The sequence below is a fragment of the Allobosea sp. BK604 genome (assembly GCF_004341515.1).
GTDB lineage: Bacteria > Pseudomonadota > Alphaproteobacteria > Rhizobiales > Beijerinckiaceae > Allobosea.
The window spans coordinates 1-26,059 of record NZ_SLZF01000017.1 but is presented as its reverse complement, the minus strand read 5'-3'; the positions used below and the strand labels follow the sequence as shown (position 1 = coordinate 26,059).

General features: G+C 67.3%; 23 protein-coding genes. 13 read left to right on the top strand and 10 right to left on the bottom strand.

The features are described 5' to 3' along the window. Positions 1-32: 32 nt before the first annotated feature. Both EV560_RS34980 and ftsY read right to left on the bottom strand, forming a co-directional pair. Positions 33-656 (bottom strand): septation protein A, encoded by a 624-nt coding sequence (locus EV560_RS34980; protein WP_131860502.1) that lies wholly within the window; start codon positions 654-656, stop codon positions 33-35. Further along, positions 653-1,849, bottom strand: coding sequence for a signal recognition particle-docking protein FtsY (gene ftsY / locus EV560_RS34975; RefSeq protein WP_131860501.1), 1,197 nt, complete (start codon positions 1,847-1,849; stop codon positions 653-655). The genes EV560_RS34980 and ftsY overlap by 4 nt, the downstream gene beginning before the upstream one ends. 251 nt (positions 1,850-2,100) lie before the next feature. On the opposite strand from ftsY, the gene EV560_RS34970 reads away from it, so the two are divergent. From EV560_RS34970 to EV560_RS34960, 3 genes are all read left to right on the top strand, one after another. Beyond that, positions 2,101-2,772, top strand: a complete 672-nt coding sequence (locus EV560_RS34970; protein WP_348982297.1) for an RluA family pseudouridine synthase — start codon at positions 2,101-2,103, stop codon at positions 2,770-2,772. Positions 2,773-2,848: 76 nt separating this feature from the next. Beyond that, entirely contained in the window at positions 2,849-3,484 is a 636-nt protein-coding gene (locus EV560_RS34965) for a DUF6875 domain-containing protein (protein WP_131860499.1), read from the top strand. Between the two features lies 1 nt (position 3,485). Beyond that, the gene (locus tag EV560_RS34960; protein ID WP_131860498.1) at positions 3,486-4,667 is read left to right on the top strand and encodes a GNAT family N-acetyltransferase; all 1,182 of its coding nucleotides are present in this window, start codon (positions 3,486-3,488) and stop codon (positions 4,665-4,667) included. Positions 4,668-4,834: 167 nt separating this feature from the next. Here the strand turns inward: EV560_RS34960 and EV560_RS34955 are convergent, their stop codons facing one another. The 4 genes from EV560_RS34955 to EV560_RS34940 form a co-directional block, all read right to left on the bottom strand. Next, positions 4,835-5,119 carry a 4a-hydroxytetrahydrobiopterin dehydratase gene (locus EV560_RS34955; RefSeq protein ID WP_131860497.1) on the bottom strand — a complete coding sequence of 95 codons (285 nt, stop codon included), beginning with the start codon at positions 5,117-5,119 and terminating at the stop codon, positions 4,835-4,837. Between the two features lie 5 nt (positions 5,120-5,124). Beyond that, positions 5,125-5,703, bottom strand: a complete 579-nt coding sequence (gene thpR, locus EV560_RS34950; RefSeq protein WP_131860496.1) for an RNA 2',3'-cyclic phosphodiesterase — start codon at positions 5,701-5,703, stop codon at positions 5,125-5,127. A 248-nt stretch (positions 5,704-5,951) separates the two neighbouring features. After that, complete coding sequence (locus EV560_RS34945; protein ID WP_131860495.1) at positions 5,952-7,007, bottom strand: aldo/keto reductase; 1,056 nt, start codon at positions 7,005-7,007, stop codon at positions 5,952-5,954. Between the two features lie 91 nt (positions 7,008-7,098). Next, positions 7,099-7,689 carry an arylesterase gene (locus tag EV560_RS34940; RefSeq protein WP_248312358.1) on the bottom strand — a complete coding sequence of 197 codons (591 nt, stop codon included), beginning with the start codon at positions 7,687-7,689 and terminating at the stop codon, positions 7,099-7,101. A gap of 177 nt (positions 7,690-7,866) precedes the next feature. Here EV560_RS34940 and EV560_RS34935 point away from each other — a divergent pair, with 177 nt between their 5' ends. From EV560_RS34935 to EV560_RS34920, 4 genes are all read left to right on the top strand, one after another. Beyond that, positions 7,867-8,568: an ABC transporter ATP-binding protein gene (locus EV560_RS34935; RefSeq protein ID WP_131860493.1), complete on the top strand. Its 702-nt coding sequence runs from the start codon at positions 7,867-7,869 to the stop codon at positions 8,566-8,568. An 8-nt stretch (positions 8,569-8,576) separates the two neighbouring features. Further along, positions 8,577-11,162 (top strand): ABC transporter permease, encoded by a 2,586-nt coding sequence (locus EV560_RS34930; RefSeq protein WP_131860492.1) that lies wholly within the window; start codon positions 8,577-8,579, stop codon positions 11,160-11,162. 217 nt (positions 11,163-11,379) lie between these two features. Continuing rightward, entirely contained in the window at positions 11,380-12,171 is a 792-nt protein-coding gene (locus tag EV560_RS34925; protein ID WP_131860491.1) for a Bax inhibitor-1/YccA family protein, read from the top strand. Between the two features lie 84 nt (positions 12,172-12,255). Further along, positions 12,256-12,789 carry a GNAT family N-acetyltransferase gene (locus tag EV560_RS34920; RefSeq protein WP_131860490.1) on the top strand — a complete coding sequence of 178 codons (534 nt, stop codon included), beginning with the start codon at positions 12,256-12,258 and terminating at the stop codon, positions 12,787-12,789. Positions 12,790-12,896: 107 nt separating this feature from the next. Here the strand turns inward: EV560_RS34920 and EV560_RS34915 are convergent, their stop codons facing one another. Both EV560_RS34915 and EV560_RS34910 read right to left on the bottom strand, forming a co-directional pair. After that, positions 12,897-13,265 (bottom strand): DUF2794 domain-containing protein, encoded by a 369-nt coding sequence (locus EV560_RS34915; RefSeq protein ID WP_131860489.1) that lies wholly within the window; start codon positions 13,263-13,265, stop codon positions 12,897-12,899. 516 nt (positions 13,266-13,781) lie between these two features. Continuing rightward, positions 13,782-14,372 (bottom strand): peroxidase-related enzyme, encoded by a 591-nt coding sequence (locus EV560_RS34910; protein ID WP_465247069.1) that lies wholly within the window; start codon positions 14,370-14,372, stop codon positions 13,782-13,784. Between the two features lie 159 nt (positions 14,373-14,531). Between EV560_RS34910 and EV560_RS34905 the strand changes: the two genes are divergently transcribed. Together EV560_RS34905 and EV560_RS34900 are read left to right on the top strand one after the other, a co-directional pair. Beyond that, entirely contained in the window at positions 14,532-19,385 is a 4,854-nt protein-coding gene (locus EV560_RS34905) for an NAD-glutamate dehydrogenase (RefSeq protein ID WP_131860487.1), read from the top strand. 60 nt (positions 19,386-19,445) lie between these two features. Further along, on the top strand, positions 19,446-19,655 hold the full coding sequence (locus EV560_RS34900) for a Trm112 family protein (protein WP_131860486.1): 210 nt from the start codon (positions 19,446-19,448) through the stop codon (positions 19,653-19,655). Positions 19,656-19,789: 134 nt separating this feature from the next. On the opposite strand, the gene EV560_RS34895 is transcribed toward EV560_RS34900, so the two are convergent. After that, complete coding sequence (locus EV560_RS34895; protein WP_131860485.1) at positions 19,790-21,022, bottom strand: ubiquinone biosynthesis hydroxylase; 1,233 nt, start codon at positions 21,020-21,022, stop codon at positions 19,790-19,792. A 139-nt stretch (positions 21,023-21,161) separates the two neighbouring features. Between EV560_RS34895 and tesB the strand changes: the two genes are divergently transcribed. From tesB to EV560_RS34880, 3 genes are all read left to right on the top strand, one after another. Beyond that, a complete protein-coding gene (tesB, locus tag EV560_RS34890; protein ID WP_131860484.1) occupies positions 21,162-22,028 on the top strand; it encodes an acyl-CoA thioesterase II in 867 nt (288 codons plus the stop codon). A 237-nt stretch (positions 22,029-22,265) separates the two neighbouring features. Then, complete coding sequence (locus EV560_RS34885) at positions 22,266-22,604, top strand: P-II family nitrogen regulator (protein WP_131860483.1); 339 nt, start codon at positions 22,266-22,268, stop codon at positions 22,602-22,604. 38 nt (positions 22,605-22,642) lie between these two features. Next, on the top strand, positions 22,643-24,121 hold the full coding sequence (locus EV560_RS34880) for an ammonium transporter (protein WP_131860482.1): 1,479 nt from the start codon (positions 22,643-22,645) through the stop codon (positions 24,119-24,121). An 80-nt stretch (positions 24,122-24,201) separates the two neighbouring features. On the opposite strand, the gene EV560_RS34875 is transcribed toward EV560_RS34880, so the two are convergent. Then, positions 24,202-24,549 carry an antibiotic biosynthesis monooxygenase family protein gene (locus EV560_RS34875; protein ID WP_131860481.1) on the bottom strand — a complete coding sequence of 116 codons (348 nt, stop codon included), beginning with the start codon at positions 24,547-24,549 and terminating at the stop codon, positions 24,202-24,204. Positions 24,550-24,734: 185 nt separating this feature from the next. On the opposite strand from EV560_RS34875, the gene EV560_RS34870 reads away from it, so the two are divergent. Continuing rightward, on the top strand, positions 24,735-26,059 hold a 1,325-nt coding region (locus EV560_RS34870), incomplete at its 3' end, for a DNA translocase FtsK (RefSeq protein WP_207908191.1).

Genomic DNA, 26,059 nt, shown 5'->3' with positions numbered 1-26,059 from the left:
TAATAAAATTGATGCCAAATGGCAAGGGCGGGCTATTCCCCCGCCTTGGCCGGCTTGAGTTCGTGCTTCAGGATCAGGGGTGTCTGCGCCAGCGCGAAGGCCATGGTCAGCGGCATCACGCCCCAGACCTTGAAGGCGACCCAGAAATCCTGGCTCTGCGTGCGCCAGACGATCTCGTTCAGCGCCGCCAGTACGAAGAAGAACAGGCCCCAGCGGAAGGTCAGCTTGCGCCAGCCTTCCTCGTCGAGTTGCAGCACCGTCTCCAGCACCAGCGCCAATAGCGAGCGGCCGAAGAACAAGCCTCCAAGCAGCACGCAGCCGAACAGCGCATTCACGATGGTCGGCTTCACCTTGATGAAGAAGGCGTCGTCCAGCGCCAAGGTCAGCCCGCCGAAAACGGTGACGACGATGGCGTTGACGATCGCCATGCGCGGCAGATAGCCGAGCAAGGCGCGCGACAGCGCCAGCGCCACCAGCGAGGCGCCGATGAAGATGCCGGTCGCGACGAAGATGCGCCGGTCCTCGGCCACGCCGAACAGGCGGTCGCCATAGGAATTGGCGAAGAAGAAGATCGCCAGCGGCCCGAATTCGAGCGCGAGCTTTACCAGCGGATTGACGCCCTTCCCCGGCGCCGGAACCGTCACGCCTTCGCTCATGCCGCTTCTCCAAGCCCTGCGACGGCACGCGCGAAATCGCGGGCCGAAAATGGTTCGAGATCATCGACGCTCTCGCCAACGCCGATGAAATGCACGGGCAGGCCGAACTTCGCCGCCAGCGCGACGAGGATACCGCCGCGGGCCGTGCCGTCGAGCTTGGTCATGACAAGACCGGTCACGCCCGCCGTCTCCTGGAAGGCCTCGACCTGCGAGATCGCGTTCTGGCCGACAGTCGCATCGAGCACGAGCAGCGCGACATGCGGTGCTTCGGGATCGAGCTTGCGGATGACCCTGACCACCTTGGCGAGCTCGTCCATCAGCCCGGTCTTGTTCTGCAGCCGGCCGGCGGTGTCGATCAGCAGGATGTCGGTGCCGTCAGCCTTGGCCTTCTGCAGCGCCTCGAAGGCGAGACCGGCCGCATCCGCGCCCTGCTGGCCCGAGACGACCTCGGCGCCGGTGCGCTGGCCCCAGACCTTGAGCTGCTCGATCGCCGCCGCGCGAAAGGTGTCGCCCGCCGCCAGCATCACGCTCTTGCCCTCGGCGCGGAATTTCGCCGCGAGCTTGCCGATCGTCGTGGTCTTGCCTGAGCCATTGACGCCGACCATCAGGATCACGAACGGCTTTTTCGTGGCGTCGATCGCGAGCGGGATGGCCACCGGCGTCAGGATGCTCTCGACCTCGCGGGCGAGGATGGTCTTCACCTCCTCCGGCTCGATCTGCTTGTCGTAGCGCCCCTCGCCGACCGCCTTGGCGATGCGAGCGGAGGTGGCGATGCCGAGATCGGCCTGGATCAGGATGTCCTCCAGATCCTCGAGCGTATCCGCATCCAGCTTGCGCTTGGTGAACAGGTCGGAGATGCCGGTCGCCAGCGCCGAGGAGGTGCGCGACAGGCCCTCGGTCAGCCGCCGCCACCAGCTCCGCTTTGGCTGGGCCACCTGAAGAGGGGCTGGCGCAGGCGGTTCCGGCTCAGGCTCGGGCTCAGGCGGCGCGAAAGGCAGCGGCGCGGCCTCGCCCATCAGGACCTCGGGTGCGAGCGGCGCCTCGGGTTCCGGCTCGGGCGCAGCTTCCGAAGCCAGATCAGGCGCGGTGACCGGAGTCTCGGCCTCACTCTCGGGGGCCGGCTTCGGCTCTTCCTGCTCCAGCCCGAAGAGCCTCGAAAAGAAGCCGCGCTTCTTCGGTTCGTTCTCGCTCATCGCTCGTCCTGTTGGCCGGCGCGCCACCTTGGCGGTCGCCTCGCCGTCTCGCCTTTGCGCGCCTTCCATTCGGCCGATACCGGTCGAACGATCAGAATTCGCGCAAGATCAATATCTTGAGCATGGTCCTATCGCAAAAGTAGGTTCCACTTCTGCGGAACATGCTCTAGCGCAATGCCATGACCGCTGCCGATCAACCAGCAAATTCGCGCGAAGCGCCGCCTGTTCCGCTGCTTTACCGCGACGCAATGATGCTGGTCGTCGACAAGCCCGCCGGCCTGCCGGTCCATCGCGGCCCGCAGGCGCGCGGCCGCGTCATCCCCGTCCTCACCGACCATCTCGACACGCTGCGCTTCGGCCTGCCGCGCCGGCCGGAAGCGGCGCACCGGCTCGACAAGGATACCTCCGGCTGCCTCGTGCTCGGCCGCCATCCGCGCGCCATGGCCGAACTGAATCAATTGTTCCGCGACGGCAAGATCGGCAAGTCCTATTGGGCGATCGTCGAAGGCGGCCCCAGCGACGACGAAGGCCTGATCGACCTCCCGCTCGGCAAGCGCTCGCCCGAGCGCGGCTGGTGGATGAAGGTCGATCCCGCCGGTCTGCCCTCCAAGACGCGTTACCGCGTGTGCGGCCGCGACGCTGGCCTCTCCTGGCTCGAGCTCGAGCCGCTGACCGGCCGCACCCATCAATTGCGCGTACATTGCGCAGCCTCGGGCTGGCCGATGCTGGGCGACGAAATCTACGGCACCACCCCACGGGATGGCGGGCCAGGCCTCCAGCTTCATGCCCGTGCCGTCACGGTGCCGCTCTATCGCAAGCGCGAGCCTGTTCATGTCGAGGCGCCACCGCCGCCGCATATGCATCAGGCCCTGAGGAGCTGCGGCTGGGCTCATTCTTTCCAGAATCCTAACGGCGAGCCTTGAGCGCGCCAACCGCCATCAATTCTTCCCTAACGACATCCTGCTACCCCTCACGCTTGATCAACCAGAGCGTGCATCCATGGCCGAGCCTGCGACCACCGAACCGGAGCTGATGACGCTGGCCGAGGCGCGTGCGCGCAGCACCGATCTGAGTGGCGGCGCCCTCTCCACCCTGCTCGGTTGGGTCGAGAGCTATCTGATGAGCACCCATGCCGATCTCGGCCGCACCGGCGCCGTCTGCCCCTTCACCCGCCAGGCGGCCAAGCTCGACACCGCCCGCCTTGCGATCTCGCAGGCCGGCCCGGAAGACGAGGACGCGGCCTTTGCGCTGATTCGCCGCAGCTTCGCCGAGCTGGACGCGATCCCCGCCAAGGCGACGATGCAGCATTTCCGCACCGTCATCGTCGGCTTCCCGGCTTGCGCGAGCCCTGCCGGTGTCGCGATGCTCCAGCGTGTCCAGAACCGGCACAAATTCTACTCGCTGCGGCGCAACCGCATGATCGGCCTGATGCATCTCGATTCGGAGGCGCCCGGCCTGTGGAACCCCGAGTTCCGGCCGCTGCGCGCGCCGCTGCCGGTGCTGGCGATCCGCCATATGGTCGAGCACGACGCGCCCTTCGCCGCGCGCCACCCGCTCCTGCTGCTGCCCTACCTCGCGCGCTTCCCCCTCGCCGGCACAAGACGGCTGCTTTCGCATCTGCGGGCGGGAGCCTGACATGCCGAAGACGCGGGTTCCGTTCGCTATCGACGGCGCGATCACGATCGGTCTCATCCGGGATCTCGAGGGCTTCCTTGCGCTGCGCCAGGAATGGGATGCGCTCTTCGAGCGCGCTGCCCTGCCGCAGCAGGTCTTCCAGAGCCATGTCTTCCTGCGGCACTGGGCAGAGCATTATCTCGACCGGCACAGCGCGCTCAGCATCGTCACGCTGCGCCGCCACGGCCGGCTCGTCATGGTCTGGCCGCTGATTCGCCAGCGCCGCTGCAGCCTCGACACCTTGCGCTTCATGGGCATCCCGGTGGCGCAGTTCGGCGACGTGCTGGTCGAGGAGGAAGATGGCGATACCCTGCTGCAGAGCGGCTGGCGCGCCGTCCGCATGCTCCATGCCGACCTGTTCGAGGCACGCAAGCTGCGCGCCGATTCGGTGCTCGCGCGCTCCGGCCTGCTCGACGATGCGCAACGCAGCGAGCAGCTCGAGGCGCCCTTCGCCGATCTCGCCTGGCGTGTCGGCGAAAAGGGCCCGAGCCTGGCCTATCCGTCGCGCGAGCGCTCGAACCATCGCCGTCGTCTGCGCCGGCTGGAGGAACGCGGTGCGATCAGCTTCCACACGCCGGCGCCCGGCCCCGAGGCCGCCCTTCTCGCCAGCGCCGCGGTGGCGATGAAACAGGCCTCGCTGACGCGCCACGGCATCATCGCCCCGACGGTCGATGACCCGCGCTTCAGCGCCTTCTTCAGGGATTTCGCCGGCGATGCCGCCGGCGGCACCTCGCTGCGCATCTCGTCGATCCATTGCAACGGCGTGCCGATCGGCATCGACCTTTCGCTCGACTGCAAGGGCCGCAGCTTCGGCCATGTCATCGCGACCCATCCCGACCATGAGCGCGGCGGCGTCGGGAAAATGCTGGTGCATCATAGCTTCGCCAGCGCGAGGGCGCGCGACAATACGATCTTCGACCTGCTGGCACCGGCCGACGCCTACAAGCTCGAACATGCCGACGGCCAGGTCGGCGTCACCGACCTGCTGCTGCCGCTCTCCCTGAAGGGCAGGCTGGTCTGCGGCCTCGGCATTCAGCACTGGCGCCCGGCGCTGAAGAGCGCAGCCAAGCGCCTGCCGCCCGGCATCGCGCGCCGCGTCGCAGCCTGGAACAAGGGCGAAAACGCTCAGAACGGGCTGCGATAGCGCCAGCGCATCGGCCCGAAAACGTGGATCGCGGTTTCCGGGCAATGCCGATGCGAAAACGAGGAGCTAGAGCATTTTCGAGCGGAGTGGGCACCGGTCCGCGAGAAGAAAATGCGATAAAACAAAAACCTAGAGCATGGTCGCGGTTCGAAGAAACGCGGAATGCGCTAGATCGCGTCCATCGCCCGTGCGAGCTTGACGTCGAGCTCGGTCAGACCGCCGGCATCATGCGTCGCCAGCGTGACTTCCACGGTGCGGTAGACATTCGACCATTCGGGATGATGGTCCATTTTCTCGGCCACCAGCGCGACCCGGGTCATCCAGCCGAAGGCCTCGTTGAAATCGCGGAAGACGAAGCGTTTCGTCAATGCCTCACGCCCTTCGGCGAGCTTCCAGCCCGTCAGCGTCACCAGCGCCTCGTCGCGAGCCTCGGCACTCAGTCGCTTGGGCATGATCATCATCTCCGCTGGAAATCATTGCGATAGAGGCGATTCGGGTAGGACGGTCCGAGCGGGTAGGCCGCTTCGAGGACATAAGGCCCACCGCCGATCGAATCGCGCGAGGACATCAGCGCGAATCGCCGCGCCGTGAAGCTGATCGGCCGGACGATCGGATGCATCGCGAGATAATGCGCGACATCGACCGGCGAGGTGTCGCGCAGCCGCGCCAGGGTGACATGCGGCACGAATTTGCGCGCCTCGGGCGGCAGGCCGAGCCGGCGCATCAGCCGTTCGAGATCGCCCTGCAGTTCGCTCAAGCGCGCAGAGGGCTGGGCCCGGGCGAAGACGGCGCGCGGCCTGTCGCCGCCGAAACTGCCGAGCGCATCGAGCGTCACCTCGAAGGGCTCCGCCTGCAGATCGCTCAGGAAGCTGTCGACATCATGGGCCATGCGCCGGTCGACATCACCCAGGAAGCGCAAGGTGATGTGATAATCGGCCGGCTCGATCCAGCGCGCACCGATGAGCCCGCCCCGGTGCAGCGTCAGCGCCGAGGCGACCTCGGCGGGAATTTCCAGAGCTGTGAACAGCCTCGGCATTCCGAATCAGTGCCAAGTTTTTGTGACTCTGGCGAGACGAAAATTTCGAGGCCCGGAAAACCGGATCCGGACCCCGATGGCTGCGCCTGACCAAAGGCACGGTTGGGGATCGCTTGAGACTTCGCTGGCGTGGGCCGGCCATCCGGTCCGATGATCTGGAGCCGGAGCGGATCGGACATCGGTCCGTGAGCACCGGAAGCGCAGACAGCCGCGTCAGACGGCCACGCCAGCACAAGTATCAAGTGGTCTCAGGGACAGGGGTTGCCCACCTGCTGATGGATGGCGTCGATCTTGGTCTCGAGTTCGGCCGAAATGGTGACCTGGGCCGAACCGATGGCGATCCGCAATTGTTCCATTGAGGTCGCGCCGATGATGTTCGAGGTCACGAACGGGCGCGCGGTCACGAAGGCGAGCGCCATTTGCGCCGGATCGAGCCCAGTCTCCTTGGCGAGCCCGACGTAGCGCCTGACCGCCTCTTCGGCACCAACGGTCTCATAGCGCTGGCCGCGGTCGAACAGCGTCGTGCGGGCACCGGCCGGGCGGGCGCCGTCGAGATATTTGCCGGTCAGATAGCCCTGCGCCAGCGGCGAATAGGCCAGCAGCCCGACCTGCTCGCGCATCGCGATCTCGGCGAGCGCCGTCTCGAAGGTGCGGTTCAGCAGGTTGTAGGCGTTCTGGATCGAGACGACGCGCGGCGTGCCGCGCGTGTCCGAATCGCGCACGAAGGTCATCGTGCCCCAGGCGCTCTCGTTGGAGAGGCCGAGATGGCGGATCTTGCCGGCCTTCATGATCTCGCCGAAGGCGTCGAGCTGCTCGGCGATCGGAGTCTCGTCCGCCGGTGGCTCGAAAGCGGCCTTGTTGAAACGGGTCGGGTTCGAGCCCCAGGGCATCGGCCGCTCCGGGAAATGCAGCTGGTAGAGGTCGATATAGTCGGTCTGCAGCCGCTTCAGGCTCTTGTCGACCGCTTCGACAATCTGCTTGCGGGTAACGCGGGTCGGACCGCCATCGTCGCGGAACCAGGTATTGCTGCCACGGCCGACGACCTTGCTGGCGAGGATCACCTTGTCGCGATTGCCGCGCGCCTTGAACCAGTTGCCGATGATCGTCTCGGTCGCGCCCTGTGTCTCCGGCCTGGGCGGGATCGAGTAGAGCTCGGCCGTGTCGAAGAAATTCACGCCCTGGTCGAGCGCGTAATCCATTTGCGCATGGCCTTCGGCTTCGGTGTTCTGTTGACCCCAGGTCATGGTTCCCAGGCAAATTGCCGAAACCTTGAGATCGGTGCGCCCGAGACGGCGGTAGTTCATGACAATGCAACTCCAGAGAAAGGCGCGCCCCGGCGCCACGAGGTGAAAGCGAAATTCGAGCCGGAAGGCGGCGACGTCGCGATGACGCCTATCAGGGTTGGGTGCGCAGCGTCTCCAGGAAGCGCTCGACCGTCGGCAGGATGCGCTCGACGATGACGCGCACGCCCTCCGCGGTCGGATGCAGCAGATCCGGCTGGTTCAGCTTGCGGTCACCTGCGATGCCGTCGAGGAAGAAAGGATAGAAGACGAGGCCGTATTTGTCGGCGAGCGCCTTGAACATGCCGTCATAGCGCGTGGCATAGTCGGAGCCGAGATTGCGCGGCGCATACATGCCGGCGAGCAGCACCGGGATCTTGCGCGCCCTCAGCCGGGTGATGATCTCCTCCAGCGCCTTTTCGGTCGCGGCCGGATCGAAGCCGCGCAACGCGTCATTGGCGCCGAGCTCGAGGATGACGCCGTCCGTCCCGTCAGGCACCGACCAGTCGAGCCGGTCGAGTCCGCCCTGCACGGTATCGCCGGAAACGCCGGCATTGGCGATCTCGATCGCGATGCCCTTCTGGCGCAAGGCTTGCTCCAGCACGGCGGGAAAGGCTGCATTGGCGGGCAGGTTGTAACCGGCGCTGAGGCTGTCGCCGAGCACGACCAGCTTGAACGTTCGCGGCGGGGTCTGGGCCTGGGCCATGCCGTTCGCCAATAAAATGAGCGCGAGCGCGGCCGCAAAAGCCGCAACGAGAGATTGGACAAGCGCGGCGATGCGCCCATATCGGGCGACGGGGCGCAACTGGCTTCCGCCCCATTCGGGCCGCGATACGGTGCGAGTGGGCGAGGGCGATTGGATGAAGGTCAGGATCATTTGGCGATGAGCGACGTACCGGCCCCGGCGATCGAATTGCAGGATGTCCATCTTAGTCTGGGGCGTGGCGCCGCGCGCGTCCATATCCTGAAGGGCGTTTCTTTGTCACTGACCGCCGGCGAGGCGACCGGCATGGTCGGCCCGTCCGGCTCCGGCAAATCGACCCTGCTGATGACCATGGCCGGGCTGGAACGCCCGGATTCGGGCCTGGTCAAGGTCGCCGGCCAGGATCTCGGCCAGCTCGGCGAGGATGCGCTCGCAATCTTCCGCGGCCGCCGCATCGGCATCGTCTTCCAGTCCTTCCATCTGGTGCCGACCATGACGGCGCGCGAGAATGTCGCGCTGCCACTGGAGCTCGCCGGCGCCAACGATGCCTTTACCCGTGCCGAAGCCGAGCTGCGCAATGTCGGGCTCGGCGCCCGCATGGATCATTACCCGGCGCAGCTCTCCGGCGGCGAGCAGCAGCGCGTCGCCATCGCGCGAGCCGTCGCGCCCGACCCGGCGATCCTGGTCGCCGACGAACCGACTGGCAATCTCGACGAGAATACCGGCCGCTCCATCGTCGACCTGATCTTCGCGCTCCGGCGCGAGCGTGGCGCGACGCTGGTTCTCGTCACCCATGATTCCTCGCTCGCCGCCGCCTGCGACCGCACCGTGCGCCTGCGCGCCGGGCGAATCGAGGCTGAAGCCGACCTCGCCACCGTCTGAGGCCGATGATGCACGCTCCGGTCAAGCCCGCCGCCGGCCCTGCCGCCTCCAGCCGCCCACTCGGCCTCCTGCTCGCCTTGCGACTGGCCTGGCGCGATTTGCGCGGCGGCCTGCGCGGCTTCGGTGTCTTCATCGCCTGCCTGGCGCTCGGCGTCATGGCGATCGCAGCCGTCGCCTCCGCCTCGCGTGGCCTGACCGAAGGGCTCAATCGCGAGGGCCGGCGCATCCTCGGCGGCGACGCCGCCTTCAGCCTGATCCACCGCGAGGCGACGCCCCAGGAGCGCGCCTTCCTCGAGTCGCGCGGCGCGGTCTCCGCCATCGCGACCTTGCGCGGCATGGCCAATGCCGGCGACAAGGGCGCGGCGCTCGTCGAAATCAAGGCGGTCGACGGCGCCTATCCCAGCATCGGCCAGGTCGAGAGCGAGCCGCAGGTACCCCTCGCCGAGCTGCTTGGCTCGCGCGACGGCGTCTTCGGCGCGATCGCCGATCCGGTGCTGCTCGGCCGGCTCGACCTCAAGACCGGCGACACGATCAATGTCGGCGCCGCGCGAATTCAGCTGCGCGCGACGCTCACCTCCGAGCCCGACAAGATCGCGACCGGCGTCGGCTTCGGCCCGCGCCTCCTGATCTCGCAGGATGCGCTACGCACCACCGGCCTGCTCCAGCCGGGCAGCCTGGTGCGCTGGACCTATCGCGTCATCCTGCCGGCGACCGCCTCCGGCGATGCGGCGCTCGACGCGCTGATCGCCTCTGCCGGGCGCGAGCAGCCCGATGCCGGCTGGGAAATCCGCTCGCGCGCCAACGCCGCACCGAGCTTCCAGCGCAATCTCGAGCGCTTCACCCAGTTCCTGACACTCGTCGGCCTGACCGCGCTCCTGGTCGGCGGCGTCGGCGTGGCGAATGCGGTGCGCCGCTTCGTCGAGGCCAAGAAGCTCGACTTCGCCACGATGAAGGCGATTGGCGCCACCGGCGGCCGCGTCGTCACCATCCACCTGAGCGAGGTGATGCTGGTCGCCGCCATCGGCATCGCGATCGGGCTCGCCCTCGGCGCCGCCGCCCCTTTCGCGATCGGTCACGCCCTGAAGGATCTGCTGCCGCTGCCCTTCGAGCCGACGCTGGCGCCGGGCGAGCTCGTGGTCGCGGCGCTCTATGGCTTCCTGACCGCGCTCGTCTTCGCCATCCTGCCGCTCGGCCGCGCCCATGATGTGCCGGTTTCGGCGCTGTTCCGCGACCAGATCGAGCCCGATGCCCGCCGGCCGCGAACGATCTATCTCGCCGTCTTCGCTGCGGCGCTGCTCGGCCTCGTCGGCGTCGCCATCGCCTTCGCCTATGACCGGCGCATCGCGCTGATCTATATCGGCGTCGCGGCCGGCGTCTTCCTGCTGCTGCGGCTCGTCGCCTGGGGCGTGATGGCGCTGGCGAAGCGCAGCCCGCGCGCGCGAAATCCATCGGTCAGGATGGCGCTCGCCAACACCCATCGGCCGGGCGCGCTGACGCCCTCGCTGGTGCTCTCGCTCGGCCTTGGCGTCGCGCTGCTCTCGGCGCTCGCCTTCATCGATGTCAGTCTCACCCGCCAGCTCACCCAGGCCCTGCCCGCAAAGGCGCCGAGCTTCTTCTTCCTCGACATCCCCGCGGCCCAGGCCCAGCGCTTCGACGCCTTCCTCAAGCGCGAGCGGCCCGACGCGACGATCGAGAGCGTGCCGATGATGCGCGGGCGCATCGTCAGCCTGAACGGCGTCAAGGCCGAGGACGTGAAGGCCTCCGAACAGGCCGCATGGGTGCTCGAAGGCGACCGCGGCATCACCTTCGCCGCCACCATGCCGGAAGGCTCGACCATCACCGCCGGGCAGTGGTGGCCGGCCGATTATCGCGGCGAGCCGCTGGTTTCCTTCGATGCGCCGGTCGCCGCGGGCCTCGGGCTGAAGGTCGGCGATCCCGTCACCGTCAACGTGCTCGGCCGCAACATCACCGCCCGAATCGCCAATCTGCGTACGATCGAATGGCGCTCGCTCGGCATCAATTTCGTCATGGTGTTCTCGCCCAACACCTTCGCCGGTGCGCCGCATACCAACCTCGCCACGGTCACCTCCGGCAGCGACGCCACTGCCGACGCGCTGCTGCTGCGCCATCTCTCGGTCGAATTCCCGGCGGTGACGGCGGTCCGGGTCAAGGATGCGCTGGAGGCGGTCAACACGCTGGTCGGCCAGCTCGCCACCGCGATCCGTGGCGCATCCGCCCTGGCCATTGTCGCGAGCCTGCTGGTTCTTGCCGGCGCCCTGGCCGCCGGACAGCGGGCGCGGCTCTACGACGCGATGATCCTGAAGACGCTTGGGGCAACTCGCCGCTTTATACTTTCGTCGTACGCCCTCGAATATGCCGGCATCGGGCTCGTCTCGGCGGTCTTTGGTGTCGTCGCGGGCGCTCTCGCCGGCTGGGGCGTCGTTACGCAGGTGATGAAGATCGAATTCGTTGGCAACCCGACCGGCGCTATCCTTGCGGCGACTGCGGCAATTGTCGTCACGGTCCTGTTCGGCCTGGCCGGCACTCTACAAATACTGTCGAAGGCGCCGGCTTCTCATCTGCGGAATTTATAACCTCTCGCGTTCGTGAGCAGATTTTAGACATGGCGCGGGCGCCGCATTGCATCATTGCGCGCCCGCGTTTCTATCCGGTTGGCCGCCTTAACCATGCCGGCCTCTTGTAAGCGGCGATAATCCCCCTCATATTCCCCGCTGTCGCCACGATTGTGCGCGATGGTGGCTGTCGCGGAGGCGATATCCGCCTCAGAGTTCAATCAGGGGAACACTCTCCATGAGCAACTTCGACCGCAACGCTCCGGTCTGGGGTGCGGCCCGCGCACAGCAGACCAGCGCCGTCGAGATGGATCAGGGCCTGCGCTCGTTCATGCTCGGCGTCTACAACAACATGGTGATCGGCCTTGCCATCTCGGCACTCTCCGCGCTTGGCGTGAACAAGCTCGCCATCGCCGCCGACCAGGCCAGCGCCGCCGCGCGTATCGGCCAGAGCATCTACCTCACCGAATTCGGCAAGCTGCTTTACGGCACGCCGCTGATGTGGGTGGTGGCGCTCGCTCCGCTCGCCTTCATCTTCTTCTTCTCGTTCCGGATGGACCGGATGTCGGCGGCTTCGGCGCGCACGATGTTCTTCGTGTTCTCGGCCGTCATGGGCCTTTCGCTCTCGACGCTGCTGATCCGCTACACCGGCGCCTCGGTGGTGCAGGTCTTCTTCATCACCGCCGCGACCTTCGGTGGCCTGAGCCTCTATGGCTACACCACCACCAAGTCGCTGTCGGGCATTGGCTCCTTCCTGATCATGGGCCTGATCGGCCTGGTGATCGCTTCGCTGGTCAATATCTTCCTGGCCTCGAGCGCGCTCTCCTTCGCGATCTCCGTGATCGGCGTTCTGGTCTTCGCCGGCCTGACCGCCTGGGATACCCAGCGCCTGAAGGAGATGTATCTCTACTCGGATCTCGGCCCTGAAGAGGCCGCGAAGCTCTCGGTGAACGGCGCCCTGTCGCTCTACCTGAACTTCGTCAACATGTTCCAGATGCTGCTGTCGCTGTTCGGCAACCGCAACCAGTGACAAGCGACCCATGCGGGTCGATCGAGCCCCGGCTGCAAGGCCGGGGCTTTTCTTTTGCCGCAAGCCCGGTCCATCATCGCCGGCATGAACGCTTTCGCGATCCGGGACGGGCGGCCGGACGATATCCCCGTCATCACCACCATCTATGCCGACGCGGTCCGTCACGGCACCGCCTCCTGGGAACTGGAGCCCCCGTCGCCGGGCGAGATGCAGCGTCGTTTCGAGGCGCTTGTCGCCGATGGCTATCCCTATCTGGTGGCGCATCGCAGCCAGGACATTCTCGGCTATGCCTATGCCGGCCCCTATCGTCCGCGCCCGGCCTACCGCCACACGGTCGAGGATTCGATCTATCTCGCCCGCCAGGCCCAAGGGATGGGCATCGGCCGCGCCCTGCTCACCGCGCTGATCGCCGCCTGCGAGGCCCGCGGCTTCCGCCAGATGGTCGCCGTGATCGGCGACGGCAACGGCGCCTCACAGGCATCGCGGCGCCTGCACGAGCAGGCCGGCTTCGAACTCATCGGCATCGCCAAATCGGTCGGCTACAAGCACGGGCGCTGGCTCGATCAGATGCTGATGCAGCGCGCGCTCGGCGAGGGCAACGACACCCCGCCGGGCTGACCCGCCCTCACGCCAGGGCTTGACCCGAGCATCTCGCAAACGGAGCGTCGCTCCGCCTGGAATTCCCCGGTCTGCGTTGCGCCCTGCCCTAGAATGACGGAAGCCGTTCAGCCGACCACCTTCAGCGGTTTCTCCAGCACGCGCAGTACGCGCGCGAGATCCGGCCCGCGCTTCAGGATCAGCCCCGTCGTAGCCACCACCGAATAGGCGCCCTGCCGCTTGGCCAGCGCCGGATCCTTGACGATGCGATAGAGCGGCACCTCGGAGGAGCGGCGGTAGACCGAGAACTGCGCCTTGTCCTTGAGGAAATCGATGGCGTAGTCGCGCCACTCACCGGCTGCGACCATGCGGCCGTAGAGGTTCAGGAGCTCGGAGAGTTCGCGTCGATCGAACGTGACCGTCGCCGGCTTGCTCGGGCCGGGGAAGGCGACGACCGCCCCGGCCCCATGCGATTGCGGAGTTTCGCTTTCGCTCATCGCGCCTCCCGCTGGCGGTGCGATCACTCGCTTCCGCTCAATCTCTGCCCGCTGATGATGCGCCCGCAATGCTGCGCTGGCAAGGCATTGCCGGCGAAAGATCCCGAAAACCGCAGCCTTTTGACCGCGTCCACAGCAGGGATCTGGGTCGAAGAAAAACATCACGCCTTCGTCAGGCTCGCCGCAATTTCGCCCCGAACGCGTCAAGCCATGGCCAAGTTGAGAGGTTCAACTCCTCGACGTTGCCTCGACGGCCCGGTTCCGCGGAGTTCCGGATACGTCAGCCCCCCAGCCCCCCGGGGCTTCGATGGGACCGGGCCATTCGGTTCGAGGCTACCTCAACGGCTGGCGGTTCCCGCTGGCCGTTTTTCTTTGTGCATCCCTCATCATTGCGAGCACCGAGACGGGCCTTCGGCAGGCCCGAGCACGGGCCCAGCGAAGTGCTTGAGGGGCGGCGGAGCGCTCCATCTCCCGGGATTGATTCGGAGCTCACGCTCCTCGCAGCGACGGCGAGAATCAGCGCGATTGGCTGTGATATTGCTCGTTCGGCCGCATATCGACCGCCGATGCCATCCGGTTCGACATGTTGAAAAAGGCGGCGACCGCGCTGATGTCCCAGATGTCGCGCTCGCCGAACCCCGCCTTGCGCAGCCCTTCGCGGTCGGCCTCCCCGATGTGATCCGACGCCTCGGTCAGCCTCACCGCGAAATCGAGCATGGCGCGGTGGCGCGCCGAGAGCTCGGCCGCCCGGTAGTTCATCGCCATCAGTTCGCCCAGCACCGAGTCGCCCGAGAGCTGGCGCACCGCCGCGCCATGTGCCGTCAGGCAGTAATAGCAATGGTTCACGCTCGAGACCGCGACCGCGATCATCTCGCGCTCCAGCTTGGACAGGCCGGACGGACTGAGCATCAGGTCGTTGTAGAAGGCGGCGAAGGCCGAGAGCTTCGCGTCGTCATGCGCATAGGCGAGCAGGACATAGGGGATGAAGCCGAGCTTCTCCTGGCATTTCGCGAAATAGGCCTGATTTGCCTCCGATAACGCCGCCTGCGGCAGGTCGAGTGCCATCACCTTGGGCGGGGCATCCTGCTTTGCCGGCATCTCACCCATCTTCGATTTGTCATGCTTGTTCGACATTGTCCGGCTCCTTGCGTCGTCCAAGCTGATATAAATCGGCTGATCGACCGGGATGCCGACGCATTCGCCGGCAAAAGTTGAAAGGCCGCGCAGCCTATGTCATCGCTGCGGCAAAATAACAGGGGGGTCGGCATGACTGAGCTCGTGACCAATGCGACGGTCGAAGCTGTGAACGCGATCGAGGCCGCTGCGGCCGGCCTCGACAGCGGCATGCCTCCCGAATTCCCGCGCCTGCTCTTCGGCCGCACCGTCGCCGAGGACCTCGTCGCGCTGCCGCCGGCCATGCTCGCCCGTGCCGCCGCGGAAGCCTATCGGCACCTCAGCGCGACGCGCGCCCCGAACACGCCCAACCTGCGCTTCCGCGACGAATCGTTCAGCGAGGATGGCCGCGAACGCCAGATCACCATCCTCGAAGTCGTCAACGACAACCGCGCCTTTCTGCTCGATTCGACGTTGGCCGAGCTCACCGACCAGGGCTACGAGCCGCGCCTCGTCGCCCATCCGATCCTGGCCGTCGCGCGCGACGCCAGCGGCGCCTTCCTCGCACTCGCCGGCGAGGCGGCCGGACGCGCGCCCGAGGGCACCCGCCGCGAAAGCCTGATCCATATCCATCTCGATCGCATCGACACGCCGGAGGCGCGCGAGCGCCTGTGCGCCGGCCTCGAGCGCGTCTATGTCGATGTCAGCCTTGCCGTCGACGACTGGGCCGCGATGCGCGGTCGGCTGACCGAGGTGATCCAGGCCTATCGCGCCAACCCGCCGCCGCTGCCGGAAGACGAGATCACCGAGGCGCTGAACTTCCTCGAATGGATCGCCGGCGACAATTTCACCCTGCTCGGCATGCGCGCCTATCGCTTCCCCGGCGGCGATGCGGCGGCCGATCCGATCGACGGCACCGGGCTCGGCATCCTGCGCGACCCCGAGGTCCGCGTTCTCCGCAAGAACCGCGAGCTCGTGGTGATGACGCCAGAGATCCGCGCCTTCCTCGAGAAGCCGCAGGCGCTGATCATCACCAAGGCCAACGTCAAGAGCCGCGTGCATCGCCGCGTCCATCTCGACTATGTCGGCGTCAAGCTCTTCACCACCGACGGGCATCTCGACGGCGAGCTGCGGGTCGTCGGCCTCCTGACCTCGAACGCCTATACCGGCTCGGCCCGCGCCATTCCCTATTTGCGGCTCAAGGTCGCCCGCGTCGTCCGCAATAGCGGCTTCGACACCGCGAGCTATTCCGGCCGGGCCCTGCTCAACGTGCTCGACGCCTTCCCCCGCGACGAGCTTTTCCAGATCGATGTCGAGACGCTCGAGAGCTTCGCGCTCGACATTCTCCAGCTTACCGAGCGGCCGCGCATTCGCGCGTTGGCTCGCGTCGACGAGTTCGATCGTTTCGTCTCGATCCTCGTCTTCATCCCGAAGGACCGCTACGACACCTCGGTGCGCCGTCGCGTCGGCGATTTCCTGGCCCGGATCTACCAGGGCCGGCTCTCGGCCGCCTACCCGGCCTATCCGGACGGGCCGCTCTCGCGCACGCATTACATCGTCGGCCGCGACGAGGGCGAAACCCCGCAGATCGACCGCGCCACCCTGGAGGCCGGCATCGCCTCGATCGTCCGCACCTGGGCCGATGGCCTCAAGGATGTGCTCGACGACCAGAAGGCCGGCCCGGCCGCGCGCGCCCTGACCGAGCGCTATGCCGAGGCCTTCGGCGCCGCCTATCGCGAGCGCTTCTCGGCGATGGATGCGCTCGAAGACATCGAGATGCTGCAGAAGCTCTCGGCCGAGCGCCCACGCGCGGTCAATCTCTACCGCCGCGAGGGCGATCCGGCGACGCGCGCCAACCTCAAGGTCTTCTCCCGCGGCGCAGCGATCGCGCTCTCGGCGCGCGTGCCGGTGCTGGAGAATATGGGCTTCCGCGTCGTCAACGAGCGCACCTTCAACCTGACGCCGCAGCCGGCAGCCGGCTCCCGCGAGGCGCCCGAGGCGTCCCGGGTCTGGCTGCACGACATGACGCTGGAACTGGCCAATGGCGGCCAGATCGACGTCGCCAGGCTCGACCCGACCATCGAAGCGGCGCTGATGGCGCAGTTCCGCGGCCTCGCAGAATCCGACCGCTTCGACCAGCTTGTGCTCGCAGCAGGCCTGGCTTGGCGCGAAGCTGCGCTGCTGCGCGCGCTCGGGCGCTATCTCCGCCAGGTCGGCGCGCCCTATGCGCAGGATTACATCGCCGATGCGCTGACGCGCCATTCCGGCATCGCCGCCCGGCTCATCAGCTATTTCGTCGCCAAGTTCGATCCGCGCCTCGGCGACAATGCCCGCAACGTCAAGGTCGCCTCCGAGCGCGAGGCGATCGAGACCGCGCTGAACGACGTCACCAGCCTGGACGAGGACCGCATCCTGCGCCGGCTGGTCAATCTGATCGAATCGGCCCTGCGCACCAATTTCTTCCAGACCGGGGCGGACGGGCACCCGCGCGGCACGATCTCGATCAAGTTCGAATGCGCCAGGCTCGACGAATTGCCGCTGCCGCGCCCGCTCTACGAAATCTTCGTCTATTCGCCGCGCGTCGAGGGCGTGCATCTGCGCTTCGGCAAAGTCGCCCGTGGCGGCCTGCGCTGGTCCGACCGGCCGCAGGATTTCCGCACCGAGGTGCTCGGCCTGGTCAAGGCGCAGCAGGTCAAGAACGCTGTCATCGTGCCGGTCGGCGCCAAGGGTGGCTTCTTCCCGAAGCAGTTGCCTGCGCCGACCGATCGTCAGGCCTGGCTGGCGGAGGGCACCGAGAGCTACCGCATCTTCGTGCGGACCCTGCTCGAGCTCACTGACAATCTCGAAGGCGAGACGGTGGTGCCGCCGCCGGAGACCGTGCGCCATGACGGCGACGATCCCTATCTCGTCGTCGCCGCCGACAAGGGCACCGCGACCTTCTCCGACACGGCCAACGCGCTCTCGCTGGAGAAGGGCCATTGGCTCGGCGACGCCTTCGCGTCGGGCGGCTCTCAGGGCTATGACCACAAGAAGATGGGCATCACCGCGCGTGGCGCTTGGGAAGCCGTGAAGCGGCATTTCCGCGAGATCGACGTGGATATCCAGGCGACGCCCTTCAGCGTGGCCGGCGTCGGCGACATGTCCGGCGACGTCTTCGGCAACGGCATGCTGCTCTCACCGGCGATCAAGCTCGTCGCCGCCTTCGACCATCGCGACATCTTCCTCGATCCCGAGCCGGATCCGGCCACCTCGCTGGCCGAGCGCCAGCGTCTCTTCGACCTGCCGCGCTCCTCCTGGCAGGATTACGACAAGTCGCTGATCTCGCCCGGCGGCGGCATCTTCTCGCGCCAGGCCAAGAGCATCCCGCTCTCGCCCGCCCTGCAGGCGTTGCTCGACATCGACAAGCCCGAGGCGACCCCGCCGGAGGTGATGACCGCGATCCTGAAGGCCCGCGTCGACCTGCTCTGGTTCGGCGGCATCGGCACCTATATCCGCGCCACCGACGAGAGCGACGCCCAGGTCGGCGACCGCGCCAATGACGCGATCCGCGTCACCGGCAGCGATATCCGCGCCAAGGTCATCGGCGAGGGCGCCAATCTCGGCGCGACCCAGCGTGGCCGCATCGAGGCCGCCCGCAAGGGCGTGCGCCTCAACACCGACGCGATCGACAATTCCGCTGGCGTCAACACCTCCGACGTCGAGGTCAATATCAAGATCGCGCTCGCCGATCCGGTCCGCGACGGCCGCCTCGCCGAGGATGACCGCAACGCGCTCCTGGTCGAGATGACCGAGGATGTCGGCCTGCTCGTGCTGCGCAACAACTACCTGCAGACGCTGGCGCTTTCGCTGACGGAGATGCAGGGCGCGACCGCGACGCCGGCCCTGCGCCGCCTGATGCTGTCGCTGGAGGCGGAAGGGCGGCTCGACCGCTCGGTCGAGTACCTGCCGACCGATATCCAGCTCGCCGAGCGCGAGAAGCGCGGCGAGGGCCTGACGCGACCGGAGCTTTCGGTCCTGCTCGCCTATGCCAAGCTGGCGCTGCACGACGCGCTGCTTGAATCGGCCGTGCCGGACGACCTCTATCTCAACAGCGAGCTCACGCGCTATTTCCCGAAAGCGCTGCGTGACGCCTATCCGGCCGAGATCGCCAGCCACAAGCTGCGCCGCGAGATCGTCGCGACCCAGCTCGCCAATGCCATCGTCAACCGCGGCGGCCCGGCGATCGTCTCGACGCTCGCCGACCAGACCCGCGCCGAAGCGCCGGCGATCGCCGCCGCCTATGCGATCGCGCGCGATTCCTTCGATCTGATCGCGCTTAACGGCGCCATCGACGCGCTCGACGCCAGGGTCTCGGGCAAGACGCAGATGGGCCTCTATGCGGCAGCGCAGGAGCTTGTCACCGACCGGATGAGCTGGTTCCTGCGCCGCGGCGTCGCCAAGCCGGGCGCGATCGAGCAGACCATCGCGCATTACGCCAAGGGCGTCGCCGCGGTCGCCGTCGAGCTCGATTCGCTCCTGCCCGAGGCGGCGGCCCAGGCGCGCGCGGCGCGCATCGCCGTGCTGACCTCGGAAGGCGTGCCGGAGACATTGGCGGTCCGCGTCGCCAGCCTGCCGGCTCTGGCCCAGGCCACCGATATCGTCGATATCGCCGACCGCACCGGCCGGTCGATCTCCGAGGTCGCCTGGATTCATTTCGGAGTCGATTCGGTCTTCGGCCTGTCCAGCCTGGCGGTTTCGGCCGGAACCGTACCGGCCACCGACGATTACGAGCGCATGGCCCGCGAGCGCGCGGTCGAGACCCTGGTCGACGCCCATGCCGGGCTGACCCAGGAGATTTCCGCCGGCACCAACGGCGCCGGCACGCTCGACGGCTGGCTCGAAAGCCGCGGCCAGGAAGCCGACCGCACCCGCGCCACGGTCTCGGCGATTGCCATGTCCGGCCTCTCCCTGCCAAAGCTGATGGTCGCGGCCGGCATGCTGGCCGACCTGCCGCGCCGGCAGCCGTAGCATGGGCCCGGACGCCGGGTACCGGTTTCCGGACAGCCGATACTCAGAGAAGACGAGGGTATGACCATGACCGAGATCGAGCGCGAGGCGCAGACCACCCGCATCGACCCAAAACTGCTCGAGATCCTGGTCTGCCCGGTGACCAAGAGCACGCTCGAGTATGACGCGGCCAATCAGGAACTGATCAGCCGGTCGGCCCGGCTCGCCTATCCGATCCGCGACGGTATCCCGATCATGCTGCCGGAAGAAGCGCGCCAACTGGAAGGGTAGTACCAGCAGGTAGGGCTCGGAATCATCACCACCGTCATGGTCGGGCTTGTCCCGGCCATCCACGTCTTTGCTGGTCGAGGGCGGTGCTCAAGAAGTGGTTGCTCGTCCCAAGGCGGAGCATGACGCGGTAGGACCTAAAGCGCCTCGCCCCTGAGCAACCGCGGCGTCTGCCCCGCCAGCCCCGCCGCCTCGCGGATGAGGAAGCGCTTCAGCCCCGGCATCCGGTCGACGAGCCCGAGTCCGAGATCGCGCGCCAGTCGCAGCGGCGTAGCATCGTTCGAGAACAGCCGGTTGAGCCCATCCGTCATCGCGCCCATCGCCACCGTGTCGAAGCGCCGCGCCGTCTCGTAATCGTCCAGCGCCTCGGCGCTACCGGGATCGAGCCCGAGCCTGGCAGCATCGACGATGGCCTCGGCCAGGGCAGCGACGTCCTTCAAGCCCAGATTGAGCCCCTGGCCGGCAATCGGGTGGATGACATGGGCGGCATCGCCAAGCAGCGCCAGCCGCTCGCCGACAAAGCGCCGGGCGATGCCGAAGCCGAGCGGATGGGCCGAGACCTTGCTCTCCAGCGCCAGCTCACCAAGTTCGAGCCCGAAGCGCTGCTCGATCTCCTCGAGCATATCGGCCTCGTCGAGCGAGAGGAGTGCCGTGACATTCTGCTTGCGTTCGGTCCAGACGATCGAGGAGCGATGTCCGAGCCTGCCGCCATCGCTCAGGGGCAGGATCGCGAACGGCCCGGACGGCAGGAAATGCTCGATCGCGCGTCCGTCATGCGGCCGCTCGTGGCTGAGCGTCGCGACGATGCCGGATTGCGGATAATCCCAGCCGACCCAGCCGATACCGGCAAGGGCGCGCAGCTTCGAGCGCGCGCCATCGGCCGCGACGAGCAGGTTCGCGCCCAGCCGTTCGCCGCCTGCAAAGCTGATATCCACGCCTTCGGCATCGGCCGCGAAACCGCGCACGCCTTCCGGCCTGAGCTCGACCCCGGCCTCGCGGCAGGTTGCGAGCAGCGCCGTCATCACGGCCGCGTTCTCGACCATATGGGCGAAGGGCTGGCCGGGCGCGACCTCGCCGTCGAAGGTCAGGAAGACCGGGCGCACGACATCGGGACTGCGGCTGTCGGTCACCACCATCTCGGTCATGGCCGTCGCGCCGGCAGCGACCTCGCCCCAGATTCCCAGCGCTTCCAGCATGTTGCGGGCTGCGGCAGCGACCGCATAGGCGCGGTTGTCGGCACGTGGCGGCGCAGCGAGCGCCGGGTCGGCGAGGATGACGGCATAGGCGTGGCCGAGCGCCCGCTTCAGGGCGAGCGCCAGCGTCAACCCGGCAATGCCGCCGCCGGCGATCACGATCCGCTGTCCACTCATCTCAGCCGCTCCCGCATTGGCGAGTCCTCACCGCTGCGCCGGCTTGACGAGCCCGTGCGCCTCGGTGCTGATGCCGTATACGGCCAAACCGTTTCCGGCACAGCCATTCCTCGTCGCCTGCCTGCAGAGCCGAAAGCCCATGTCCCAGATCAGCGACTCCCTGACGTCGATCCTCGACCTCGAGCCGCTCGAACGCAATCTGTTCAGGGGTCGCAGCCCGAAGATCGGCTGGCAGCGCGTCTTCGGCGGCCAGGTCATCGGCCAGGCGCTCTATGCCGCCTGCAAGACGGTCGAGGGCCGGCAGCCGCATTCGCTCCATGCCTATTTCCTGCTGCCGGGCGATCCGGAGACGCCGATCATCTACGAGGTCGAGCGCCTGCGTGACGGCCGCTCCTTCACCACGCGGCGCGTGCTGGCGATCCAGCACGGCCAGGCGATCTTCTCAATGTCGGCCTCCTTCCAGGTCGATGAGCCCGGCTACGAGCACCAGATGCCGATGCCGAACGTGCCCCTGCCGGAAGACCTGCCGAACCGCGAGGAGATGAAGCGCAGCGTGCTGCCGCATATGCCCGAAGCGGTACGCGCCTATTACCAGCGCGAGCGGCCGATCGAGATCAGGCCGGTCGAGCTGCAGCGCTACGCGACGGGCGAGAAGATGGAGCCGAGATTTAACGTCTGGATCCGCTCGATGGAGCCACTACCCGACGAGCCGGCCGTCCACCAGAGCGTGCTCGCCTATGCCTCCGACCTGATGCTGCTCGATTCCAGCCTGATCGCGCACGGCACCTCGGTCTTCAACGAGAAGATCCAGGGCGCCAGCCTCGACCATGCGCTCTGGTTCCACCGCCCCTTCCGCGCCGATGACTGGCTGCTCTACTCGCAGGACAGCCCCTCGACCTCGGGCGCCCGCGGCTTCTCGCGCGGTCTCGTCTTCGACCGACAGGGCAGGCTCGTCGCGTCGGTCGCGCAGGAGGGCCTGATTCGGCCCAGACCCGACCGCGGCTGAGCGCTTTCTGAGCAACCGCTCAAGCTTCAGGCATTTGCCGTTTCTTTAGGCAGCGGCCACAGCCCAAAAGCTGTGCCCGGGCGCGATTCGCCATGTCCGTCACCATCGCCGCAGCGCGGCAGTTGGCACGCGCCTTGAATTGCCCCGGCTGACGCGTGCCGGGCTCCCCGGCTGCGCGCGAGACGCAACGGATCGCCGGGGCTGACCTCCGGGCGGCGGAAACGGGGTAACCCAGCAATGAAAATCGTGATGGCTATCATCAAGCCGTTCAAGCTGGAGGAGGTGCGCGACGGGCTCACCGCCATCGGCGTGCACGGCCTGACCGTGACTGAAGTGAAGGGCTATGGCCGCCAGAAAGGCCATACCGAGATCTACCGTGGCGCCGAATACGCCGTGAGCTTCCTGCCGAAGATCAAGATCGAGGTCGCCGTGGCCGACGAGCTGGTCGGCAAGGTCATCGAGGCGATCACCGCTGCCGCCCGCACCGGGCAGATCGGCGACGGCAAGATCTTCGTCTCCTCGATCGAGAAGGCCGTGCGCATCCGCACCGGCGAGACCGACAGCGACGCCCTCTGATCGCAAGCGATCCTTCAGTCTTCCAGGAGTTTCAACCGATGAATTCCAAGTTCCTCTTGCGGGCCGGGACGGTCGGGCTCGCGCTGGCCGCGACCACGGCGGCCGTGTTCGCCCAGGACGCCGCGCCCGCGGCGGCCCCCGTGCCCAACAAGGGCGACGTCGCCTTCATGATGAGCTCGACCGTGCTGGTCCTGCTGATGACCGTCCCCGGCCTCGCCCTGTTCTATGGCGGCCTGGTGCGCAGCAAGAACATGCTCTCGGTGCTGACGCAGGTCTTCGCCATCGTCTCGATCGTCTGCCTGCTCTGGGTGATCTACGGCTATTCGCTCGCCTTCACCAATGGCGGCGGCCTCAACGACTTCGTCGGCGGCTTCTCCAAGGCCTTCCTGAGGGGCGTCGACGCCACCACCGTGGCCGCGACCTTCTCCAACGGCGTGGTCATCCCGGAATATGTCTATCTCGCCTTCCAGATGACCTTCGCCTGCATCACGCCGGCCCTCATCGTCGGCGCTTTCGCCGAGCGCATGAAGTTCTCGGCGCTGCTGCTCTTCATCGTGCTCTGGGTCACCTTCATCTATTTCCCGATGGCCCACATGGTCTGGTACTGGGGCGGACCTGACGCCGTCGGCAATGCCGCCAAGGCGCTGGCTGCCGCGACGCCGGAAGGCAAGGCCGCCGCCTCCGCCGCGCTCGACGCCGTCAACGCCGATGCCGGCATGCTCTTCAAATGGGGCGCGCTCGACTTCGCCGGCGGCACCGTCGTGCATATCAACGCCGGTATCGCGGGCCTCGTCGGCTGCATCCTGATCGGCAAGCGCATCGGCTACGGCAAGGAGCTGATGGCCCCGCACTCCCTGACCATGACCCTGATCGGCGGCGCCCTGCTCTGGGTCGGCTGGTTCGGCTTCAACGCCGGCTCGAACCTCGAGGCCAACGGCACCGCCGCGCTGGCGATGGTCAACACCTTCGTGGCCACCGCCGCGGCCGCCGTGGCCTGGCTCTTCGTCGAATGGGCGGTCAAGGGCAAGCCCTCGATGCTCGGCATGGTCTCGGGCGCGGTCGCCGGCCTCGTCGCCGTCACCCCGGCCGCGGGCTTCGCCGGCCCGATGGGCTCGATCATCCTCGGCCTCGTCGCCGGCGCCATCTGCTTCGTCTTCTGCTCGACCGTCAAGAATGCGCTCGGCTATGACGACTCGCTCGACGTCTTCGGCGTGCACTGCATCGGCGGCATCATCGGCGCTCTGGCGACCGGCATCCTCGTCAATACCGAGCTCGGCGGCGCCGGCATCCCGGACTACACCTCCAAGCCCGGCGAGCTCGCGGTCGGCGCCTATGAGTTCGGCACGGCCTTCATGGCCCAGGGCAAGGCGGTGCTATTCACCCTGCTCTTCAGCGGCATCGGCTCGCTGATCCTCTACAAGATCGTCGACGTCATCGTCGGCCTGCGCGTCGCCCCGGATCAGGAGCGCGAAGGCCTCGACATCGCCGAACATGGCGAGCGCGCCTATCACGACTGATCCAGTCGGCGTTCAGCGACTCACGTGAAACACACCCCGGCGGACAACCGCCGGGGTTTTTCTTGGCCGGAATTCAAAGCTCAGCCGGAAGCCGGCGGCTTGTGCAGCGCGATCTCGAGGATCTGCACGCGCTCAGGCAGCTCCATCAGGAATTCGGCATCGCGTTCGAGATGGTGGATGCGGCGCGGATCCGACCCGGCGAAGCGCGACATCGCCTCGATGCTCTCCCAATAGGAGATCGTGACGAACTCGCTCTCGCCCTCGCGATCCTCGCGGAACATCTGGGCGCCGAGCGCCTTCTCGACCAGTGGTTTGACGCCGGCTTCCAGGAGATAGGCGGCGTAGTCGTCGGCCTTGGCGGCGATGGTACGTCCGCGCCAGATTCGTGCGATCTTCGGCGTCAGGCCGGCTCTGTCTGCATGGGTCATGGCAATGCCTCCATTGAGTGACGCACGCCCTCTCAATAGCGCCGCACCCGGCCGGGTTCCGTCAGCAGGCGCCGGAAGCATCGCCTTACGCTCAAGGTTAAGCGGGTCTTAACCAGCCCTTCATAACGTGATCCCAAAGGCCGGATGACGCGGCCGGATATCTATTGGAAGGCGGCCCGCCTGGCATGCGCACGATCCGACGCTCCTCATCCCTGATCGACCGGCTGCCGGACCCGGTGCGCGAATTCCTGTCGCGCCGGACGGCAGAGCTCGTCGGCCTCGGGCTGTTGGCGCTGATGGTCGCCATCGCCTTTGCGCTCGCCACCTGGGCGGTCGACGATCCCAGCCTCAACAACGCCACCGGCGGCACCGTCAACAATTGGCTCGGCCGGCCGGGCGCGATGGTCGCCGACTTGACCATGCAGTTGATCGGGCTCGGCGTCATCGCCATGCTGTTCCCGCCCCTGATCTGGGCGCTCAGGCTGATCCGCTTCCATGTTTTCGACCGCGGCGCGCTGAAGCTCGGCCTCTGGGTGGTCGGCGTGGTCGCCACCGCCGCCGTCGCCAGCGCCTTGCCGGCGACGCCGCGCTGGCCGCTGCCGACCGGCATGGGCGGCGTCATTGGCGACGGCCTGCTCTTCGGCACCCGCAATGTCGTCGGCATCGCCGGTAGCGCCCTCGCCGGTCTCGTCGCCTTCCTTTATGCCGGCATTGCCATTCTCTCCGTCACCGCTGCGGCCGGCTTCGGCTTCGTCACCGACGAGGATCCGCTGCCGGAGAGCGAGGACGAGGATGAATCCTGGGCCGAGACCGAGGAGCGTCGCGACGACGAGCCCGGTTTCGCCGTGATTCTCATCGGCTGGCTCGCCCATGGCGCCATGGCGCTGAAGGCCGCGATCCTGCGCCGCCTGCCGCGCCCGCCCGAGCCGGCCGTCAGCGCCGCCGCCAGCAGCCCGCAACCGGCGAGCCGCGTTCGCCGCGAGCCGCAATTCAACGAGCAGGCCGGACGCGCCGCCCCGCCCGTCTTCAATCCCGAGCCGCTGCCCGGACCGGCAACGACGGGCCGTGCCGTCGCCGCGGCAAAGCCCGCCTATGACGATGACGACGAGGAGATCGAGACGCTGCGCGATCTCAACGCGCCGCGCGTCACTGCCCGGCCGATCGCACCCAAGCCCGGCAAGCGCCTGGCGCGGGAAGCCCAGCCCTCGCTGCTCGACCGCGACGTCTTCGAATTGCCGCCGCTGACCTATCTCGCCGAGCCGAAGAAGCTGCCGGCCAATGCGATCTCGACCGATGCGCTCGAGCAGAACGCGACCTTGCTCGAAGGCGTGCTTGAGGATTTCGGCGTCCGCGGCGAGATCACCCAGGTGCGGCCCGGCCCCGTTGTGACGCTCTACGAGCTCGAGCCGGCGCCGGGCACCAAGTCCTCCCGCGTGATCTCGCTGGCGGATGACATCGCCCGCTCGATGAGCGCGATCTCGGCGCGCGTCGCGGTGGTGCAGGGCAAGAA

Bases quoted from the DNA above. Each gene is read 5' to 3' on its own strand.
- EV560_RS34970 (WP_348982297.1), top strand. From the start codon at position 2,101: ATGCTGGTCGTCGACAAGCCCGCCGGCCTGCCGGTCCATCGCGGCCCG.
- EV560_RS34980 (WP_131860502.1), bottom strand. From the start codon at position 656: ATGAGCGAAGGCGTGACGGTTCCGGCGCCGGGGAAGGGCGTCAATCCG.
- EV560_RS34885 (WP_131860483.1), top strand. From the start codon at position 22,266: ATGAAAATCGTGATGGCTATCATCAAGCCGTTCAAGCTGGAGGAGGTG.
- EV560_RS34965 (WP_131860499.1), top strand. From the start codon at position 2,849: ATGGCCGAGCCTGCGACCACCGAACCGGAGCTGATGACGCTGGCCGAG.
- tesB (WP_131860484.1), top strand. From the start codon at position 21,162: ATGTCCCAGATCAGCGACTCCCTGACGTCGATCCTCGACCTCGAGCCG.
- EV560_RS34910 (WP_465247069.1), bottom strand. From the start codon at position 14,372: ATGGGTGAGATGCCGGCAAAGCAGGATGCCCCGCCCAAGGTGATGGCA.
- EV560_RS34875 (WP_131860481.1), bottom strand. From the start codon at position 24,549: ATGACCCATGCAGACAGAGCCGGCCTGACGCCGAAGATCGCACGAATC.
- ftsY (WP_131860501.1), bottom strand. From the start codon at position 1,849: ATGAGCGAGAACGAACCGAAGAAGCGCGGCTTCTTTTCGAGGCTCTTC.
- EV560_RS34955 (WP_131860497.1), bottom strand. From the start codon at position 5,119: ATGCCCAAGCGACTGAGTGCCGAGGCTCGCGACGAGGCGCTGGTGACG.
- EV560_RS34900 (WP_131860486.1), top strand. From the start codon at position 19,446: ATGACCATGACCGAGATCGAGCGCGAGGCGCAGACCACCCGCATCGAC.
- EV560_RS34915 (WP_131860489.1), bottom strand. From the start codon at position 13,265: ATGAGCGAAAGCGAAACTCCGCAATCGCATGGGGCCGGGGCGGTCGTC.
- EV560_RS34960 (WP_131860498.1), top strand. From the start codon at position 3,486: ATGCCGAAGACGCGGGTTCCGTTCGCTATCGACGGCGCGATCACGATC.
- EV560_RS34925 (WP_131860491.1), top strand. From the start codon at position 11,380: ATGAGCAACTTCGACCGCAACGCTCCGGTCTGGGGTGCGGCCCGCGCA.
- EV560_RS34905 (WP_131860487.1), top strand. From the start codon at position 14,532: ATGACTGAGCTCGTGACCAATGCGACGGTCGAAGCTGTGAACGCGATC.
- EV560_RS34940 (WP_248312358.1), bottom strand. From the start codon at position 7,689: ATGGCCCAGGCCCAGACCCCGCCGCGAACGTTCAAGCTGGTCGTGCTC.
- EV560_RS34930 (WP_131860492.1), top strand. From the start codon at position 8,577: ATGCACGCTCCGGTCAAGCCCGCCGCCGGCCCTGCCGCCTCCAGCCGC.
- EV560_RS34880 (WP_131860482.1), top strand. From the start codon at position 22,643: ATGAATTCCAAGTTCCTCTTGCGGGCCGGGACGGTCGGGCTCGCGCTG.
- EV560_RS34920 (WP_131860490.1), top strand. From the start codon at position 12,256: ATGAACGCTTTCGCGATCCGGGACGGGCGGCCGGACGATATCCCCGTC.
- EV560_RS34945 (WP_131860495.1), bottom strand. From the start codon at position 7,007: ATGAACTACCGCCGTCTCGGGCGCACCGATCTCAAGGTTTCGGCAATT.
- EV560_RS34895 (WP_131860485.1), bottom strand. From the start codon at position 21,022: ATGAGTGGACAGCGGATCGTGATCGCCGGCGGCGGCATTGCCGGGTTG.
- thpR (WP_131860496.1), bottom strand. From the start codon at position 5,703: ATGCCGAGGCTGTTCACAGCTCTGGAAATTCCCGCCGAGGTCGCCTCG.
- EV560_RS34935 (WP_131860493.1), top strand. From the start codon at position 7,867: ATGAGCGACGTACCGGCCCCGGCGATCGAATTGCAGGATGTCCATCTT.